General features: G+C 44.8%; 16 protein-coding genes and 1 other RNA gene. 10 read left to right on the forward strand and 7 right to left on the reverse strand.

Annotated elements, in window-relative coordinates; genetic code table 11:
• Positions 1 to 7 precede the first annotated feature (7 nt).
• Positions 8 to 379, reverse strand: a complete 372-nt coding sequence (locus KKC1_RS00440; protein WP_088552547.1) for a helix-turn-helix domain-containing protein — start codon at positions 377 to 379, stop codon at positions 8 to 10.
• A gap of 209 nt (positions 380 to 588) precedes the next feature.
• On the opposite strand from KKC1_RS00440, the gene KKC1_RS00445 reads away from it, so the two are divergent.
• Positions 589 to 819: a helix-turn-helix transcriptional regulator gene (locus tag KKC1_RS00445; protein WP_202819888.1), complete on the forward strand. Its 231-nt coding sequence runs from the start codon at positions 589 to 591 to the stop codon at positions 817 to 819.
• Positions 820 to 862: 43 nt separating this feature from the next.
• Positions 863 to 1,057 (forward strand): aspartyl-phosphate phosphatase Spo0E family protein, encoded by a 195-nt coding sequence (locus KKC1_RS00450; RefSeq protein ID WP_192868002.1) that lies wholly within the window; start codon positions 863 to 865, stop codon positions 1,055 to 1,057.
• 12 nt (positions 1,058 to 1,069) lie between these two features.
• Here the strand turns inward: KKC1_RS00450 and mntR are convergent, their stop codons facing one another.
• Genes mntR through KKC1_RS00470 form a run of 4 tightly spaced genes read right to left on the reverse strand, consistent with a single transcriptional unit; the run spans position 1,070 to position 3,967 of the window.
• A complete protein-coding gene (gene mntR / locus KKC1_RS00455) occupies positions 1,070 to 1,543 on the reverse strand; it encodes a transcriptional regulator MntR (protein WP_238134146.1) in 474 nt (157 codons plus the stop codon).
• A 17-nt stretch (positions 1,544 to 1,560) separates the two neighbouring features.
• Positions 1,561 to 2,913, reverse strand: coding sequence for a nucleoside recognition domain-containing protein (locus KKC1_RS00460; protein ID WP_088552551.1), 1,353 nt, complete (start codon positions 2,911 to 2,913; stop codon positions 1,561 to 1,563).
• A complete protein-coding gene (locus KKC1_RS00465; RefSeq protein WP_088552552.1) occupies positions 2,906 to 3,691 on the reverse strand; it encodes a FeoB small GTPase domain-containing protein in 786 nt (261 codons plus the stop codon). Before KKC1_RS00465 ends, KKC1_RS00460 begins: the two co-directional genes overlap by 8 nt.
• A gap of 18 nt (positions 3,692 to 3,709) precedes the next feature.
• Positions 3,710 to 3,967, reverse strand: a complete 258-nt coding sequence (locus KKC1_RS00470; protein WP_088552553.1) for a FeoA family protein — start codon at positions 3,965 to 3,967, stop codon at positions 3,710 to 3,712.
• Between the two features lie 410 nt (positions 3,968 to 4,377).
• Here KKC1_RS00470 and KKC1_RS00475 point away from each other — a divergent pair, with 410 nt between their 5' ends.
• On the forward strand, positions 4,378 to 4,596 hold the full coding sequence (locus KKC1_RS00475; protein ID WP_088552554.1) for a hypothetical protein: 219 nt from the start codon (positions 4,378 to 4,380) through the stop codon (positions 4,594 to 4,596).
• 183 nt (positions 4,597 to 4,779) lie between these two features.
• An RNA gene (gene rnpB, locus KKC1_RS00480) (RNase P RNA component class A) lies at positions 4,780 to 5,186 on the forward strand.
• A 123-nt stretch (positions 5,187 to 5,309) separates the two neighbouring features.
• Here rnpB and KKC1_RS00485 read toward each other — a convergent pair.
• Positions 5,310 to 5,648, reverse strand: coding sequence for a TOBE domain-containing protein (locus KKC1_RS00485; RefSeq protein ID WP_192868003.1), 339 nt, complete (start codon positions 5,646 to 5,648; stop codon positions 5,310 to 5,312).
• A complete protein-coding gene (locus KKC1_RS15915; RefSeq protein WP_153802831.1) occupies positions 5,645 to 5,800 on the reverse strand; it encodes a hypothetical protein in 156 nt (51 codons plus the stop codon). The genes KKC1_RS00485 and KKC1_RS15915 overlap by 4 nt, the downstream gene beginning before the upstream one ends.
• A gap of 138 nt (positions 5,801 to 5,938) precedes the next feature.
• Here KKC1_RS15915 and KKC1_RS00490 point away from each other — a divergent pair, with 138 nt between their 5' ends.
• The 6 genes from KKC1_RS00490 (at position 5,939) to KKC1_RS00515 (ending at position 18,267) form a co-directional block, all read left to right on the forward strand.
• On the forward strand, positions 5,939 to 8,311 hold the full coding sequence (locus KKC1_RS00490) for a DEAD/DEAH box helicase family protein (protein ID WP_088552556.1): 2,373 nt from the start codon (positions 5,939 to 5,941) through the stop codon (positions 8,309 to 8,311).
• 1 nt (position 8,312) lies between these two features.
• Positions 8,313 to 8,705 carry an HIT family protein gene (locus KKC1_RS00495; protein WP_088552557.1) on the forward strand — a complete coding sequence of 131 codons (393 nt, stop codon included), beginning with the start codon at positions 8,313 to 8,315 and terminating at the stop codon, positions 8,703 to 8,705.
• Positions 8,706 to 8,710: 5 nt separating this feature from the next.
• On the forward strand, positions 8,711 to 9,025 hold the full coding sequence (locus KKC1_RS00500) for a phosphoribosyl-ATP pyrophosphohydrolase (RefSeq protein ID WP_368731538.1): 315 nt from the start codon (positions 8,711 to 8,713) through the stop codon (positions 9,023 to 9,025).
• 653 nt (positions 9,026 to 9,678) lie between these two features.
• Positions 9,679 to 13,026, forward strand: coding sequence for a helicase-related protein (locus KKC1_RS00505; RefSeq protein WP_088552582.1), 3,348 nt, complete (start codon positions 9,679 to 9,681; stop codon positions 13,024 to 13,026).
• Positions 13,016 to 15,718 (forward strand): DUF1156 domain-containing protein, encoded by a 2,703-nt coding sequence (locus tag KKC1_RS00510; RefSeq protein ID WP_088552558.1) that lies wholly within the window; start codon positions 13,016 to 13,018, stop codon positions 15,716 to 15,718. The genes KKC1_RS00505 and KKC1_RS00510 overlap by 11 nt, the downstream gene beginning before the upstream one ends.
• Positions 15,715 to 18,267, forward strand: coding sequence for an ATP-binding protein (locus tag KKC1_RS00515; RefSeq protein ID WP_088552559.1), 2,553 nt, complete (start codon positions 15,715 to 15,717; stop codon positions 18,265 to 18,267). Before KKC1_RS00510 ends, KKC1_RS00515 begins: the two co-directional genes overlap by 4 nt.
• Positions 18,268 to 18,426 lie beyond the last annotated feature (159 nt).

Consider the following 18,426-nt stretch of genomic DNA (forward strand, 5'->3'; position numbering starts at 1 on the left):
TGACCGGTCACGACTTATCATTCTTACTGCTCAGGTCTAAAGCTGTTTTAATTAGAGTTAAAACTTTCTCCTTTTGGTCGGGGGAGAGCTCCCTTCCTTCCAACCTGACGGTGTTCTCCCGTAGAAATTGTTCCAGGTCCACTACTTCATATTTTACGCTCTGTCCTGAGGGTTCTTCGCCGGAAAAGTAGCTTAAAGGAACTTGAAAGATTTTCGCCAGCTTTTGCAGCATTTTTATAGTAGGATTCCGCCGGCCCGTCTCGATACGGTACAGGTGAAGTCCGGTAATGCCCAACTGTTTGGCCAATTCTGTCCGGGTCAGCTTGTTTTTCTCTCGCAGCACCCTGATTTTTTGGCCGATAAAAGAGCTGTTTTTCATCTTTGCGCTCCTTCGGTCAAGAATTATACCAAGTTGGCTAAATCTAATATAAACCAAATTGGCCTACTTGGCAAGATTTTTCGCCAACTCCTCCCATTGTTGTTATTTAATAGAGGATTTTTTTAACGAATGGCAAATATTATACCTAGCGGGAATATGCATTTATTCAAATAAGCCTTATAGGTATAATTATAGGGAGGGTTGGTGGTGTGGATGAAAAAATTATACGACCGGTTGACCTCAAAGAGAAAAGGCTGGCCAGAAGGTGGACGCAGGAAGAACTGGCGAGGAAACTGGGCATCACGTCCCTGCACGTCTCGCGAATTGAAGCGGGAAGACGTAACATATCCTTTGCGCTGGCATTGAAAGTTGCACGGGTATTCGGCTCTATTACAGTGCAACATGAGGGTGAAGTGTTTCTTATTAAAAAAAATAAATGACTTCCACTTACAGGGGAAGCGAGGGTCGGAGGAAGACGGAACAGTGAGAAGAAAGCTGGAGCTTATAGAACGAGAGATAGAAAGCCTCAGGGAGGAGTTGACCAATTTGGTTGGTAACGACTTAAAGAAGCTGCAGGACCCGCAGGTAGTTGAGGTCAATGCCAAATTAGATAAATTGATAGCCATCTACAGCCGTTTAAAACTGGATATGCATTATCGTAAAGAGCGTTCCCAATGACCATGGTGGCAATCAGTTTTTGGTTGTAGTTCGATAAAACTTTTCCATTATAGCCGGTTCCTGCTTGAGAAATTCTATAAAACGGAGAAGACACTCCATGGTGGTCTTGCGTACGCTGTGTTCGATTTTTTCGGTATCTTCATGCAGGCCTTCCTTCACGCCGATCAACTGAAGGAATTCTTTGATGGTGTTATGGCGCTGGAGCAGGTACCTGCCCAGCTTGTTTCCTTCTTCCGTAAGTTTGATGAGACCGTATTTTTCGTAGTGTAATAATCCTCTGTCCGCCAGTTTTTGGACCATTTTAGTAACTGAAGGAGGTTGCACGTTGAGGGTTTCAGCCAGCTCATTCACCCGAACAAATCCCTTTTCAATAGATAAGCGGAAAGTCATTTCCAGGTAATCCTCCATGCTGGGAGTTAAGGAACCGGTATTCTGTTTCATTAAGGCGTAACCTCTCACCGTATAAAATTTTTCTTTCTTACTCAAATATACCACCATCCTTATTAAAAGAGGCCCAGCAGTTTTACTGTCTGGTTAAAGAGAAACGTTACCAAAGAAGCGGTAACCAGGGGGAGACCGAAAGCGGTCAAGGTCCATAACCAGCTTCCGGTTTCCTTTCTAATGGTCCACAAAGTAGTGGAACACGGGAAATGCAGCAGGGAAAAGAGCATCATGGATACTGCCGTCACCCAGGTCCACCCGTGATCGACCAGCAGTGTACGCAGGGTTTCCAAACTTTCGAGTTCCACCATGGCTCCGGCGGATGTATAACTCATAATGAGAATAGGTAAAACGATCTCATTAGCCGGTAACCCTAGAAAAAAGGCAGTTAGGATGTACCCGTCGAGTCCCAGGCTCTGGCCATAGGGGTGTAGCCACCCGGCCAGGTAACTGATCATATTGTATTTGCCTATATAGGTATTGGCAAGAATCCAGGTAATTGCTCCTGCCGGGGCGGCAAAGGCGACTGCCCTGCCCAGGACAAGCACGGTTCTGTCCAGCACGGAACGAACAATAACTTTCCCTATTTGCGGGGGACGATAGGGCGGGAGCTCTAGGGCAAAGGAAGAGGGCAGGCCTTTCAACAAAGTTCGCGAGAGAAGCCAGGAAGTCATAAAGGTTACGGTTATACCTAAAAGTACTATCAGAGTAATGACGGCTGTCGCCACCCAACTGCGGTGGGCGGGCAAGGAGCTTCCCACGAAAATGACGGATAAAGTGATAAGCAGGGGAAAGCGGCCGTTACAGGGAACAAAATTGTTAGTCAATATGGCGATAAGGCGTTCCCGGGGAGAGTCAATGATGCGGCAGGAAGTGACTCCCGCGGCGTTACAGCCAAAGCCCATGCTCATGGTCAAAGCCTGCTTTCCATGAGCTCCCGCTTTCTTAAAAAATCGGTCCAGGTTGAAAGCTACGCGGGGGAGGTAGCCCAGATCCTCAAGCAGGGTAAAGCAGGGAAAGAAGATGGCCATGGGCGGTAGCATAACGGAAACAACCCAGGCCATGCTGCGATATGTGCCTTTCACTAAGACTCCTGACAACCACGGCGGGAAATTCAAAAATTGGAACAACTCTACCAACTGTTTTTCTCCCCAGAAAAGAATTGTGGCCAGCAATTGCGAAGGGTAGTTGGCTCCTACCACCGTTAACCAGAGTACTCCCGTAAGAAGCAAACCCATCAGGGGGAAACCCAGCCAGCGGGAAGTAACAATATCGTCCAGTCTCTGATCCCACCGGGTCTTCCGGGGTGATGTCTTTTCCCGGACGACCCGGCCGGCAATGATTTCTGCGTGCTGGTAAATGGCGCGGACGATCTCGTCCCGGTAGTTGGCGGCAAAGGTGTGGGTTTTATCCATTAGAGAGTACCTCCTCGATCAGGTGTGGGCTGATATTTACCCCCAGGTGCCGGTTAATGGCCTCCAGGAATCCAGCGTCGGCCTCCAGTAAGCGTAAAGCAATCCACCTGGCCAGGTATTTTCGCTGCAGTTGTATGGCTAGTTTGCTTTCCAGCTTGCGTACTAATCTTTCCAATTCAGGGTCATAGCGGACCAGATTTGGCTTGGGACGACAGATTCCGCTTACTACATCATGAATTACCTCCCTTAGATGGGTTAACCCCCACCTGCTTCTGGCAGCAGTCGGTACCGCAGGAATCCCCAACTCCCGGGAAAGTACCTCTAGGTCAATTTCAATTCCTTTTCTCCGGGCCTCATCCATCAAATTTACACACACTATTACCTTTGGCGTTATTTCCATAACCTGTAGTACTAAGTTTAAATTTCTTTCCAGGCAGGTAGCGTCGACAACCACTACTGTGACATCCGGGTCGGCAAAGCAGATGAAATCTCTGGCCACCTGCTCTTCAGGGGAATTGGCTAGCAGGGAGTAGGTCCCGGGCAGGTCCGCCACCCTGAACTTTTTACCCCGGTAGAAATAGCTTCCCTCGGTAATCAATACGGTTTTGCCCGGCCAGTTTCCTGTATGCTGGTTAAGACCGGTTAAAGCATTAAAGAGAGTGCTTTTCCCCGTGTTTGGGTTTCCGGCCAGGGCAACCAGCGGTTGAGAAGAGCCGTTCAAATTTTCTCCAGCATCCTGGCGGCAAACGGGGAGACTGCATGAATGGCAGTGGCCCATAGGGGTTCTCCTTCCTGTTTAAATCACTTCCTTGTTCTCTATGGGGAAAGTAACCCCAACTTGTTCCGCTTCCTCTTTCCTCAAGGCTACCAGTGCCCCCCGGATTAGAAATGCTGTGGGGTCACCGGCGGGACTGCGGCGTACTGCCACTACCTTTGTCCCTGGAACGAGCCCCAAATCGAGGAGTCTTCGCCTGATGGATCCCGTGCATTTTATAGAATGGACTACGGCAGCCTGCCCTATGGGGAGATGGCTGAGATTAAATTTAGTACTCATGTCTAGCCCTCCTTTTCCGTAAAATTTAGGCCTGGGTAAATTTGTTAGCCGTGGCTAAAAGGCGGTCAAAAATTTCGGCGGCTAAATTCTTCCGCCTGGAAATATAGTATGTAAGTTATTAGAATGAGGTGATGTCAAATCACTGGAAACAATTTTTGGATATAATTGACTTAAATATCATTTTTTGCTAAAATTACATATGATGTAAATTTTATGGAATACCTTGTGAGGGGTTATACATATTTTAATTACAGTCGAAAATCTTATTACCTGAGCACTAAAAATCCCAACTAAGCAGCGGGAAATTTAAGGGCTCAGGTTTTTACTTGGAAGATGAAAGGAGGTGCTGGATAGAGGGGAAACTGCTTGTATGGGTAGGCAAATAAACTACTAAGAGGAGGTTTGGAATTATGAAAAAGATAGGCAAGTTTGCCTACATAATTGCATTATTAGCACTTAGCAGTTTCTTATTATTTGGATGTGGGGAATCTACCAAACAAGAACAACCACCGGCAGAACAACAGACCAGTACTGAGCAGCAACAAAATGAAGAGCAGGCTCCAACGACCTCTACTGAGCAACCTGCAAAACAGAATCAAGAATCTACGCAAGAACAGTCGCAGCAGTAACATTTCAACTTGAAGACGTTTTCAGACCGTCCATAAGTAATAATTTACTAAAAACTTGCTTTTGTTTTTTCCCACGTATGGCTAATTAAGTAACAGCACACCATCATTCCCATAAATTGAGTATTGAATTGATTTTAAACTTGTGTTATTATTAGAACCCATGTTAAAAATAAAATAGGCAATTGAGTAAATCAGGTGATCGCGGGTACAAATGCCGAAAGGCTGTACCTGAGGAAAGTCCGAGCTCCACAGGGCAGGGTGCTGGGTAACACCCAGTGGGGGCGACCCTAAGGAAAGTGCCACAGAAAACAAACCGCCCGGCACTTAGTTTGCCGTACAAGGATAACTTAACTAACAATTTTAGCGCGGCAAACTAAGTGCCGGGTAAGGGTGAAACGGTGAGGTAAGAGCTCACCAGCAGCCAGGCGACTGGCTGGCTTGGTAAACCCCACCTGGAGCAAGACCGAATAGGGGAACAATGGAGTGGCCCGCTCCGTTCCCGGGTAAGGTCGCTAGAGGTGTTAGGCAACTAACACCCCAGACAGATGATCACCCAACGACAGAACTCGGCTTATCGATTTGCTCAATTGCCTAATTTTTTTGGACTTATAGCTAACCAAAAGGATGACCTTTCGGTTAGCCATTTTTTATCTTTAACCGCCTACCGTTCACCAGAAGCGAATGCCATCACCCCTGCACGAAAAAGAAGTGGGCTAATCGATTCTCAATGATTTTCCGCTTTCTTTGTCAAAAAGGTGAATGTTTGCCACGTTTAAACTTACACCCACATTTTCCCCTGCATTGCCCTGAAAATCCCGTGAGGCAATGAGTTTTATTCTGTTTCCTCCCAGCTTTACGTCTACCAACTTATCCCGCCCCAGAGGCTCAACAACGTATATCTCACCTCTTATTAAGTCCGACTCACCTTTTCCCACGACAACGTCTTCCGGCCTTATTCCCAGGGTTAACCGCTCGCCGCTTTTCTTTTTGGCAAATCTTTTTTCCACATTCTTGGGCAGCTTGAAGGAAAAGTTTTCTCCCTTCAAGGTCACTTGATCGTTCTCCCTATAGCCCTGATATCGGCTCCGCCCCCCGATTTATGAGCCAGCATAAATTTTTTGTTATATTCTTCATAGCCCGATGAAACGTGATTGGTCTTTACTTCAACCCTGCGACTGTCGCCCTTTTCCTCAAGTATCTTCAAGGGACCGCGTTTCTACCACCTTTGGACCGCTCTATTGCATCCATCGAAAACAATTACGGTAATTTAAAGAAGGATTGGAAGGGAACTTACAGAATAGCTTAACAATAACTGGGACTTATTTTTCTAGGAGAGAAAACTATGTCTAATGCGATTGTTGGGAGAGACGACCACCTTATTTCATATTTAAATTCTGCCATAAAGAGGGCTAAGAAGATACGTTTTAATGTAGCCTTCCTTATGGAATCAGGGGCCAAGTTAATTGCTTCCCAACTTCAAGAAGCTGCTAACCGTGGGGTAGAGATTAAAATCCTAACTGGCAGGTATATGTCTATAACCGAGCCTTCAGCTATTTACTATCTGATGTATAAACTAGGCGACAAATTAGATATTCGTTTCTTTGCAGATAACTTACGTTCGTTTCATCCAAAAGCATATATTTTCGACTACGAACAAGAAGCTGAGGTTTTTGTTGGTTCTTCCAATTTATCGTTACCAGCGTTAACCTGGGGAATTGAATGGAATTACCGTTTGCTAAAAAGTAAAAACCCGGAGGATTACTATAAATTTTCTAATACATTTAATGACTTATTCTATAACCATTCAGAAAAAATTACTCCCGAGGTTTTAAAAAAGTATACTGTGAATTGGAGAAAGCCTGCCTTTGTCAAGGTGGAGCAATCATTAGAGAAAGAACAATTAGAAGAACCGGATAGCATCAAACCCAGAGGAGCCCAAATTGAGGCCTTGTACGAACTGAAAAAGGCTAGGGAAGAAGGAGTAACAAAAGGATTGGTAATTGCGGCAACCGGAGTTGGTAAGACCTTTTTAGCTGCTTTTGATTCTTTGAAGTTCAATCGCGTTCTGTACGTCGCTCATAGAGAAGAAATTTTAAAACAAGCAGAAAAAACTTTTAAAATGGTTCGACCTAATGCCAAAACTGGCTTTTTTAGTGGAACAAGAAAAGACAAAGGAGCAGATATTTACTTCGCCACCATTCAGACACTAACTAAGATAAACAACTTGGAGACCTTTAAAAGGAACTTCTTTGATTATATTGTAGTTGACGAGTTCCACCATGCCGCTGCCGATAGTTATATAAATGTTCTTAAATATTTCCGACCCCGGTTTCTTTTAGGGCTCACTGCTACTCCCTATAGAACGGATAACAGGGACATTTATGCTTTATGTGAAGATAACGTAATATATGAAATATATTTAAAAGACGCTATTAATAGGGATTTGTTAGTTCCTTTCAGGTATTATGGAATTTATGATGCTACTGATTACTCCAAGGTAGAATACCGGAATGGCAGATATGTTATTGATGACCTGGAAAAACAACTTTCGCGGAAAGAACGGGCGGATTTAATTTTAGCTAAATATAAAAAGTTTGCCCAAAAAAGAACTATAGGTTTTTGTGCTTCCATAAACCATGCAGAATACATGGCACAATATTTCAGCCAAAATGGTATTCCGTCAGTAGCGGTTCATAGCGGGGTCAGGGGTAACCAGTATGTAATGGATAGGACGGAAGCTATCAGAGCAATTGAAGCGGGGCGTATTAAAGTTATCTTTGCAGTAGACATCTTTAACGAAGGGGTGGACATACCCAGTATAGATACGGTAATGTTTCTTAGGCCTACCGAATCGTTTGTTGTCTTTTTACAACAGTTGGGCCGGGGCCTGCGGAAATATAAAGGGAAGGAATATCTGACCGTACTAGACTTTATCGGAAACTATAAAAGAGCCCATTATATTCCCGCACTACTGGCTGGCGAAAATCCCATGGCTTCTAAAACGGGCAGGGGAAGGAAACCCGCGGATTACGATTTTCCTGATAACTGCCAGGTTCAATTTGATTTTAAGGTTTTAGATCTATTTGAAGAGATGGCCAAAGCCGATCCTCTACGAAAGCGGATGAAGAACGATTTTTACAGATTAAAAGAATCTTTGGGTAGACGCCCCACGCGGGTTGATATTTATGAAGGAAGTGATATACCTATTAGAGAATTTCTTCGGAAGGGATGGATAAGGTTTTTGAAGGATATTGGTGAACTTTATCCCTCTGAGGAACAATGGTTGGATACTCCCGCAGAGGAGTTTCTAAGGTATGTGGAAAAAACCGCCATGACCAAATCTTATAAAATTCCTACAATAGGTGCTCTAATAGAGGGAGAACACATTTTGAAAGAAGTACCCTTATCGAAAGTGGGACAAAAGTTTATGACCTTTTACAAGCATAATCCTTTACATCAGAAAGATCTAAACGACAAAAGTAATAAGGATTGGTGGACTTGGGATGTAGAAAAATTTACTAAGTTGGCGAGGAAGAACCCTATACATTTTTTAAGCAAGGGAAGATTTTTTAATTATGATGAGATTAATAAAGTATTCTTTCTGTCTTCTGAGATAGAGCCTTATTTAAGCCCTGACCTAGCTAGGCACGTAAAAGATATATTAGAATATAGGCGGATAGATTACTTTCGTAAGAGATTTAAGGAGGATGTTTAATTTGGATAGTTGTATTTTTTGTAGTGAGCCCGAAACGGAAATTGTTGCTGAAAACGATTTAGCGAGGGCTTTTTATGACAAATACCCTGTAAATGAAGGACATGTTTTAATTGTCCCTAAGCGGCATGTTGAAACGCTTTTCGAAGCCACCCTAGAAGAACTAGACGCAATTAATCGCTTGTTGTTTAAAGTTAAAGATAAACTTGATAAAAAGTTTAACCCTGATGGATATAATGTTGGGGTGAATGTGGGCAGGGCTGCCGGGCAAACAATCTTCCATCTTCACTACCATGTCATACCACGGTATCTCGGTGACGTTAAAGACCCTAGAGGAGGAATCCGAAAAATTAAAAAGAGCGTTATACCCTATTTGGCCGAGGGGGAAGAAAATTGACAATTGTGTATAACAAGTTAGTTAGGGACAGGATACCTGAGATTATAGAAAAAGACGGTAAAAAACCGGTAATTTCTAGAATACGGGACAAAAAAACGCTGAAAGAGATGTTAGTTTCTAAATTAAAAGAGGAAGTTGAGGAATACTGTTTATCCTTAGAGCTTACGGAATTAGCTGATATTTTGGAAGTTATCCGTGCTTTGGTACATAATATACATAATATTAAATTTTCAGATGTAGAGAAGCTGAGGGAAGAAAAAGAAAGGGAACGCGGTGGATTTAACGAAGGGATAATTCTGGAAAAGGTGGTTGATGATTGACACATGAAAAAACAGAATTTTTTAGACATAACATACCAGTTGTTTAACACATGATAAGATTGCCGAGTAAGTCCATCGAAACACCCCCGTTGTATAAATTTCGCTCAAAATACGTGCGACAAAAGTGCCTGAAGCAGACGTAAGCAAAGGGGAGCGCCCCGGGCGTATTAAGGCATAAGGAAAGAAGGGGTCGGCTCCCTTCTCCTGTAGAACTCGGCTAATCGATTTGCTACTTATGGCTAACCGAAAGGAAGACCTTTTGGTTAGCCATTTTTTGTCTTTACAGTAAAGAAACACAAGATCTCGTCGGACAGGTTGACACCTCTCTGGTAGGCCTTTTTGATTGAGTTCAAATAGCAGGTAAAAGCAGGAAAAATGACCACCAACGGCGAAAAATGGGGGAAATAACTGTTTTGGAGATCTATGCAAATTCCCCGAAGGAAATTATTTAGTACTCTTGAAAAACTTAATATAAATCCTTATAAATAACAAAAAAGTAGGCTTTCCTTATCTCGTTGAAGAATCTTTTTAAGCAAGGTTACCAAAAAACTTCACAGGATGGAAACGATATGAAATTACTTTGTCATAAATGTTGCCATTCCTGCAGCTGTTGCCCATGAGCGCTTGGAAAAAGGAGGCTGGGACTAGTGGGGATGAACGCCATAAGTAATTTAAGAAACAAAATTGTAAAAGGTCCTTATTGGCCTGAGCCAGTAGAAATCAATTTTATAGAGGAGTCTTCTGGCTATGTCCATATAGTGGGGGTTACTTTGCAATCAAAGGTGCATGTTGATCAGTTGCTCTCGGAGGAAGAATTGTCCAGAATCACCGTTATTGACGCTAATGCTGTTTGTAATGAAGAACCGTGGAAAGTTTTTCTTGCTTTAGAAGCAACACGTTATAAATTGGCCTCTTTGTTTGACCCCCTTCTGGCCATGAATTCTTCCAAAGTTGACCCGCTACCCCACCAGATAGAAACGGTTTACGGTTATGTTTTGAAACTGCCGAGGATTCGCTTCTTGATTGCCGACGACCCGGGAGCGGGGAAAACCATTATGGCAGGCCTTATTATCAAAGAGCTCAAACTCCGCAATATAGTGCGAAGGATTCTTATCGTAGCACCCGGGCATCTTAAGGACCAGTGGAGAAGGGAATTAAAAGAGAGGTTTAATGAAAACTTTGTTCCTGTTGACCGGAACTTCATGGAAGCCTTTTATGCAGAAAATATTTGGGATCGGGAGAATCAAATAGTGACCTCTATAGATTTTGCAAAGCAGGAAGATGTAATGCGATCAATTGCCGCCTCCCATTTTGATCTGATTATTGTCGATGAAGCCCATAAAATGAGCGCGTATCGCTACGGTCAGAAGACAGAAAAAACGATTCGGTATAAGCTTGGCGAGGTTTTATCCAAGAAAACGGAACACCTGTTGTTTCTGACAGCAACCCCTCATAAAGGAGACAGCGAAAATTTTCGTTTATTTCTGGATTTGCTAGAGCCCGGGTTCTTTGCTACTGCTGACATGGTGCAGGAATCTATTCAGAACAAAGAAAATCCGCTTTTTATCCGCCATGTTAAAGAGGACTTGAAAGACTTTGAAGGCAAACCGTTATTTCTACCGAGGCACGTTATGACCAAAACATTTAACCTTGGCGTGGAATCTCCTAGGGAAAAGAAGCTTTATAACGACCTATCGGTATATGTCAATACCCAGTACAACAAGGCCATTGCCAAAGACAAGAAACGGAATGTTGCTTTTGCCCTGGTTATTCTGCAGCGCCGTTTTGCTTCCAGCGTCTTTGCGCTGTGGAAGTCTTTGGAGCGAAGAAAAAAGCGCCTGGAAGAGCTTTTGACTGCAGCAGACAACTATACATTACAAACTAAAAACATAGACTTTGAAGATGTTGAGGATATGAACGAAGAAAACCGCTGGAAGACAGAAGAGATGTGGGAGGCTTTAAGCGTTTCGGAAAATAAGGAGGAACTAAAAAAAGAAATCGAAACCCTAACTAATTTGATCCAGCAGGCAAAGGCCATCGTTCAGTCGGAAGAAGAAGCAAAGCTCCGCCAGTTAAAGTTTTCGTTGCGGGAGTTGGAAGCAAAGTATAATGACCCAAGAGATAAAAAAATCCTAATTTTTACAGAATCAAGGGACACTCTTACTTACCTTGAGGAAAAAATCAGGGAATGGGGGTATTCTGTCAACACCATTCACGGCGGCATGAAACTGGAAGAGCGGATTAACGAAGAAAAACGATTCAAAAATGAAACTCAGATAATGGTGGCCACCGAAGCTGCCGGTGAAGGTATCAATTTGCAGTTCTGCCATTTGATGATCAATTATGATATCCCGTGGAACCCGACCCGCCTCGAACAGCGCATGGGGCGTATTCACCGTTACGGCCAGCAAAAGGAAGTCTATGTGATCAACCTTGTCGCCGAGGATACCCGGGAAGGACAAGTCCTTAAACGCCTTTTTGATAAACTTGAAGAGATAAAGGAAGCCCTTGGCCATGATAAGGTGTTTGATTGTTTAGGGGAAATTCTGAATGATAAGAACCTGGCTCAGCTGCTCATGGAAGCCGCCGCAAAATCCCGCAGGCTCGATGAAATCCTTAAGGACATCGATATTACGGTAAACCCCGAATACATTGCTCGGGTTAAAGAGAATCTCGGCGAAAGTTTGGCCACCCGTTTTATTGACTACACCAGGATCAAAGAAATGGCTGAGAAGGCCCGGGAGTACAGGCTTATTCCCGAATACACGGAAAATTTCTTCAAAAAGGCTTTTTCTCGCGCTGGTGGTAAATATCGTGAACTAGGAAACGGGGTTTTTTCCATTGACAGCATTCCCTTTGATATACGTAAGATAGCTGAAGAAGAAAATTTCAAGAAGGCTTACGGCAGCCTTCTGAAACGTTACCCTAGAGTCACTTTTGACAAAGATATCGCCTTTAGAAATCAGGATGTCGAGTTTATCTGTTTCGGCCACCCGCTTTTTGAAGCGGTGATGGAATGGATACAACGTCATTTTGGTGATTCCCCGTTGCGAGGGACAACCTTTATCGACCCTGCAGGCAAGTACGATGGATACCTTTGCTTTTATGAGGCCGAGGTCAAAGACGGTTCAAACAAGGTGGCGGGTAAAAGGCTCTTCAGCTTCTACGTATCGGATTTAGGAGTAAGAGAGGTTTCCCCGGCAATTCTTTGGGATTTCAAAGAAGCTGATGGAAGCCTCTCAGCTTGTGTTGATATTGAAGCCTTGAGAAAACAAACCTTTGGGTACGTGGTAAAGAGGCTGGAAGCATATCGCGAGGAACTGGCCAGGGAACGGGAACGCCAGGCCCAGATCAAGGAACGCTACGGCATAAAATCCTTGGAATATCTGATTACCAAACTGGACAACGAATTGATTGACCTGTACATCAGAAAGGAAAACGGCGAAAATGTAGATATTGTTATCTATAACAAAAACGAAAGAAAAAAAGAATACGAAAAAGCGCTAGCCGATTTAAAAAACGAGATACAGAAAGAGCGGAGCCTGACCCTAGGCATGCCACGATTCAAAGGCGTTGTTCGGGTTATTCCTGCAGAGACCATTCCTGAAGCAATGAGGAGCAGCGAAGAGATCGAAACTATTGGCATGGAAATAGCCATGCAATACGAGCGGGAGCACGGTCGCTCCCCCGAGGATGTTTCTTCGGAAAACCTGGGATTTGATATCCGTTCAAAGGATGAAAAAGGGAATATCCGGTACATCGAAGTTAAGGCCCGGGCAGGGGTCGGGCCGGTGGCTTTGACGCCTAATGAATGGTTTAAGGCACAAAGATTAGGCGATGATTATTATCTCTATACCATTTTAAACGCAGGTAAAAAACCTGAATTATACATTGTTCGCAATCCTGCCAAAAATCTTAAGCCTGAAGAGAAGCTTGAAATTGTTCGTTATATAGTTTCAGCTCAGAAAATAAAAGAGGAGGCAGATCAGATTGGCAAGTAAACGCTTCATCGAGGAAACCTTTCCGGTAAGGGAAGTGAGCGAACAATCGGCCAAGGAGAAAAATATCCGTCACGGCCATATATCGACCCTCCATATCTGGTGGGCCCGCCGGCCATTGGCTTCTTCCAGGGCAACCAATTATGCGGCGCTGATTCCCGCGCCAAAAACGGAAAAAGAAAAAAATGAGCAGAGGAATTTCATTATCGAGTTTTCCAAATGGGAAAATTCCCTCAACGAGCAGATGATTCAAAAAGCCCGTGAGGAGATTTTGAAGGCGAACGGCGGTAAACCGCCCAGGGTCTTAGACCCCTTTGGCGGCGGTGGTGCCATACCCCTGGAAGCTCTTCGATTGGGCTGTGAGACCTATTCCAACGATTACAACCCGGTGGCGGTGCTCATTCAGAAGTGCACCCTGGAATATCCCCAAAAATACGGGAAACCGGTAAAGCGAAAAGTTAAGGAAGAGTACTTAGGACAGATTATAGAGGTAGAGAAAGAAGTCAATCCCCTACTTGAGGATGTCAAAAAATGGGGGCAATGGGTTCTGGTAGAGGCGAAAAAGGAAATAAGCCGGTTTTATCCACAGGACTCGGATGGAAGCATCCCGGTCGGCTATATCTGGGCGCGGACCATCCCCTGCCAGAATCCCGCCTGCGGTGCGGAGATTCCCCTAATGCGCCAGTTCTGGCTGGCTAAAAAGAACAAGAAAAAAGTGGCACTCTATCCCTATGTGGAGGGTAAAAGGGTACAGTTTAAGGTTGTTGGCACCGGCTACGAAGAAATGCCGAAAGGGTTTAAGCCGGAAAAGGGGACGGTATCTCGAGCTGTAGCTACCTGTCCAGTGTGCGGGTCCACCATTGATGCCAATACAACTCGGAAACTATTTCAGGAAGGCAAAGCCGGACAGAGGATGGTTGCCGTGGTGACAACCAAAGAAGGTGAAACTGGCAAGAGATACCGTCTGGCGACTGAAAAAGATACGGCTGTATTTTTTGAGGCGGAAGAGTATCTGCAAAAGAAAAGAGAAAAGCTTTTGAACGAATGGGGCATGGACCCGGTGCCAGATGAACCAATACCGCCCAAAAATAGTCATAGAGCAGTGGGAAGTCAATTACCATTATATGATTTTGAAGTTTGGGGTGACCTGTTCAACAGCCGCCAGAAGCTGGCATTGATTACATTTGTGGAGAAGGTGCGGCAGGTTTACAGCAGGCTGTTGGATGAAGGGGTGGATGAGGATTACGCCAGAGCGGTGGTGAGCTATATAAGTTTTATAGTAGATAAGCTTTCTTCGTGGAATTCTGTTTTGTGCCCGTGGTTGGCATATAAAGAGGACAATCACTGGATTTTTAGTCGCCAAGCATTACCTATGTTATGGGATTACGGAGAGAGAAATCCTTTTATTGGAGAGATAGTAAGTGTGCGAACTATAAGGAATGTTTTGCCACGAGTTAGTTTTCTAAAGCAATATACGTTTATCACTAACTCCTCCGCCACCCAGCTCCCGTATCCCGACAATTACTTCGACGCTGTGTTTACCGACCCACCCTATTACGACAATGTACCTTATTCCTATTTGTCCGATTTCTTTTATGTCTGGCTCAAACGGACGCTGGGAGACGTTCATCCAGAACTGTTTTCCACTCCTTTAACACCGAAGAAGCAGGAGATTGTGGCCTATTCCAACGGTCCCGGCGGTTGGGAGGACGGTAAAAAATTCTTCGAGGAAATGCTCAAAAAATCCTTCCAGGAAATTTACCGGGTGCTCAAACCTGATGGGATTGCCGTCATCGTTTATGCTCATAAGTCGACCGAAGGATGGGAAACGCTCATTAATTCCTTACTTGATTCGGGTTTGATTGTCACAGCTGCTTGGCCTCTTAATACTGAAATGCAAGTGAGATTGAACGCTAAAGAAACTGCATCTTTAGCTTCTTCCATCTACCTCGTTGCCCGCAAAATGCAGCGGCAGCCTGCCGGGATCTATAACCAGGTCAAAGAGGAACTGAAGAATTACCTCCAAGCAAAACTTGAGCACCTCTGGCAGGAGGGCATCGGTGGGGCGGATTTCTTCATCGCTGCTATCGGCTCGGCCATTGAGGTGTTCGGCAAATATGAGAAGGTGATGGACTACGAAGGCAACGTCATCCGGGCAGATAGACTCTTGGCGGATGTCCGGGAGATGGCCACCGACTATGCCGTGCGGCAGATTCTCCACAACGGATTTGCCTCTGGCATTTCGGATCTCACCCGTTTCTATGTCCTCTGGCGGTGGAATTATGGCGAGGCAAAGGTGCCCTTTGATGAAGCCAGGAAACTGGCGGCAGGCTGCAGTATCGACCTTTCCCAGCTGTGGAACAGGGGGTTTATCAAAAAAGAAAAAGAGTTTATCCGGGTTTTGGGCCCGCAAGATCGTCAACCTGAGGAGCTGAAAGACTCTGCTGAATTAATCGATGTTCTGCATCTGGCTTTGATTCTGTGGGCTAGAGGCGACCGCACCAGTATGCTGAAGGTGTTAACCGATACAGGTTACGGCAGGAACGATATTTTTTACCGAGTAGCCCAGGCCGTTTCCGAGTCCCTTTCCAAAGAAAGCACGGAAAAGAAATGGCTGGACGGCTTTTTAACCGGGAAAGAAAGGATTCGCGAGGAAACCAAAATTGGAATTAAAGAAGGGAGGTTGTTTAAGTGAAAGCTTTTCATACCATCGCTGTGCCCCATAAGGATATCCTGGAAGGCCGCCTGACCATGGACGTCTTTGCGGCGGATTTGTGGGAGGTCTGTCAGGGCCGAGGCCCTGATGAATACAGGGATGGGGAAATTTTTTTTAAGAAAACATATCTGACCCGGGGGCTGAAAACCCTTTTGGGTATTGTCCAGAAGAGGCTGACGGGCAGGGGCGGCGACCCGGTCATCCAGATCCAGACACCCTTTGGTGGCGGCAAGACCCACTCCCTGATTGCCATGTACCACAAATGCAGGGAGTGGGGCGCAAAACCTGTAGTCATTGTGGGGACAGCCATGAGCTCCAAACAGACCATCTGGGGATTAATGGAACAGCAGTTGACAGGTAAAATAGAGCGGTTTAAGGATTTCATCAGTCCCGGCAAAGAGGCCCTCCGTTCCCTACTTGCGGAACAAGAGCCTGTGCTGATTTTGATGGATGAGGTCCTTGCTTATGCCACCAAAGCCTCAGGCGAGAAGGTGGGCGAGAGCACCCTGGCCGGGCAGACCATGGCCTTTATGCAGGAAATCACGGAAGCGGTGGCGACGCTGGAAAAAGCCTGTTTGGTGATTACTCTTCCGGCAAGCGTTGTTGAGCATTATGATGAGGCAGCCGAACGGCTGTTCCAGCAGCTGCAAAAAATATCCGGCCGCGTGGAAAAAATTTATACACCCGTTGAGGATCGGGAGATCACAAAGGTCATCCGCAAACGCCTGTTCAGCTCCATCGACGAGAAAGAGGCAAAAGCAGTTGTATCAGCTTTCGTTGACTATGCCGAAAAAGAAAACATTCTTCCCGCAGGTGTCCAGCCCAGCGAATACCGGGACAGGTTTCTTGATTCTTACCCCTTTCTTCCAGATTTAATCGATATTCTCTATCACCGCTGGGGTTCCTTCCCTGCCTTTCAGAGGACCCGGGGCGTTTTGCGGCTGTTGTCCCTTTTGATCCACTCCGTCAAAGATAAAAATTTGCCCTATATTACGCCGGCAGAATACGACCTGGCCAACCAGGAAATCAGGCAGGAGTTTTTGAAACATATCGGCTCAGAATACAACGGCGTGATTGCTGCAGATATTACCGACAACAATTCAGGGGCGAAGAAGGTTGACGTCAATTTGGGCGATGCGTACAAAGGATTACGCCTCGGCGTAAGAACAGCTACGGTCATCTTTTTATATTCCTTTTCCGGCGGGGTAGAACGGGGAGCGACAGCCACAGATATTAAACGCTCGGCAACGACACTGACAAATCCTGCCAGTATCATCTCTGAGGTTTTGGAGCAACTAAAAACGCGGTTGTTTTACCTGCAGAATGAGGATGGAAAATATTTCTTCAGCAATCTACCTAATTTGAATAGGATTGTCCTGACCAAGATGGAGAATATCAAAGATTCTGCAGTAGTCGAACTTGAAAAGGAATTATTAAAAAGTCATTTGGGCGGCAGCAAGTTAAAGGTGTTTATCTGGGAAGCAGATTCTTCTACTATCCCGGATACAGAAGATTTAAAACTTGTTATCTTACCGCAGGAAAACAGAGCCCAAATAGAACAAATATTTACGACAAAAGGCCAGACACCAAGGGTATATCGCAATACATTGTTTATTCTCTATCCCGTAGAACCTGAACGCCCATCGTTTTATAAAACTTTGAGGCGTAAATTAGCTTATGAATCGCTTGAAAAAGACAGCCAGTTACGTTTGACAGAAGAGCAAAAGAAAACGGTTCGCGGGGAATTGAAAAAACTGCAGGAAGAAACCAGGGAACATCTGCGACGATTTTATCGGATGGTTGCGGTTCCAGACCGGGGCGGTTTTAAAACAGTGGACCTCGGCATTCCTACCTATGGGGACACTACTACCCTTGATTGCGAAGTATATAATAAGCTGCGGGACAGTGGCGATATTATCGAGCGGATTGCCCCGATAGTCATCCGAGAGAAGTATCTTTCGGGGAAAGACTACGTTTCAACGGCACAGATTTACCAAGCAACTTCAAAAACTCCCGGCGAACCGCGGATGATTGATAGCAACGTGCTTATTTCTAGTATTGTTGAGGGCGTCAGAAGCGGAATTTTTGGGTTGGGCGAATTAGAGGAAAATAGAGCTGTGTGCCGCTATTTCAAGGAAATGCCGACTGTGGCTTTATGTGATAGCGAAGTAATTATTAAAGAATCCCTGTGTAAGGAACAGCGGCAAAAGGAAAAAACAGAAATAAGTTATCCTGTTGATGGTCAAGACATCGGTGTTCCAACTCCGGTCTTTGAAAAGCCGGCAGATGTTACTGAAATTGGTGTAGATAATTCAAAGAAGGAAGTCCGAGAAAAAGTGTATCTAGAATTTTATGTCCCTAAAGGAAAGATGTCACAGTTAATGGGGACCTTTGGTTATCTTCAGACGAAGTTTGATAAGATTAAGATCACCATCTTTGCTGAAGATGGAGCGATTTCAGAGCAAGAATATGAGGACCGAATCAAAGAAACGTTCCGACAGTTGGGGATAGACTTGGAAATTGAGTGATTGTATTCTAAGACTATGTAGCCCGAGTTAAATGTGGCATATAGCTCTTAGCCCTTCACCCTTGACTGGCGCAATCTTAATTGAAGGGTGTGGGGGCTTGCAGATTTTTTTATTACGGACTGAGCTTACAAGTAACGCGGTGATGGTGATATAGATATA

The organism is Calderihabitans maritimus, assembly GCF_002207765.1.
In the GTDB taxonomy this organism is placed as follows: domain Bacteria; phylum Bacillota; class KKC1; order Calderihabitantales; family Calderihabitantaceae; genus Calderihabitans; species Calderihabitans maritimus.

Coding starts and splice junctions, on each gene's coding strand:
- KKC1_RS00470 (WP_088552553.1), bottom strand. CDS start 3,967: ATGAGTACTAAATTTAATCTCAGCCATCTCCCCATAGGGCAGGCTGCC.
- KKC1_RS00475 (WP_088552554.1), top strand. CDS start 4,378: ATGAAAAAGATAGGCAAGTTTGCCTACATAATTGCATTATTAGCACTT.
- KKC1_RS00440 (WP_088552547.1), bottom strand. CDS start 379: ATGAAAAACAGCTCTTTTATCGGCCAAAAAATCAGGGTGCTGCGAGAG.
- KKC1_RS00490 (WP_088552556.1), top strand. CDS start 5,939: ATGTCTAATGCGATTGTTGGGAGAGACGACCACCTTATTTCATATTTA.
- KKC1_RS00505 (WP_088552582.1), top strand. CDS start 9,679: ATGAACGCCATAAGTAATTTAAGAAACAAAATTGTAAAAGGTCCTTAT.
- KKC1_RS00460 (WP_088552551.1), bottom strand. CDS start 2,913: ATGGATAAAACCCACACCTTTGCCGCCAACTACCGGGACGAGATCGTC.
- KKC1_RS00465 (WP_088552552.1), bottom strand. CDS start 3,691: ATGGGCCACTGCCATTCATGCAGTCTCCCCGTTTGCCGCCAGGATGCT.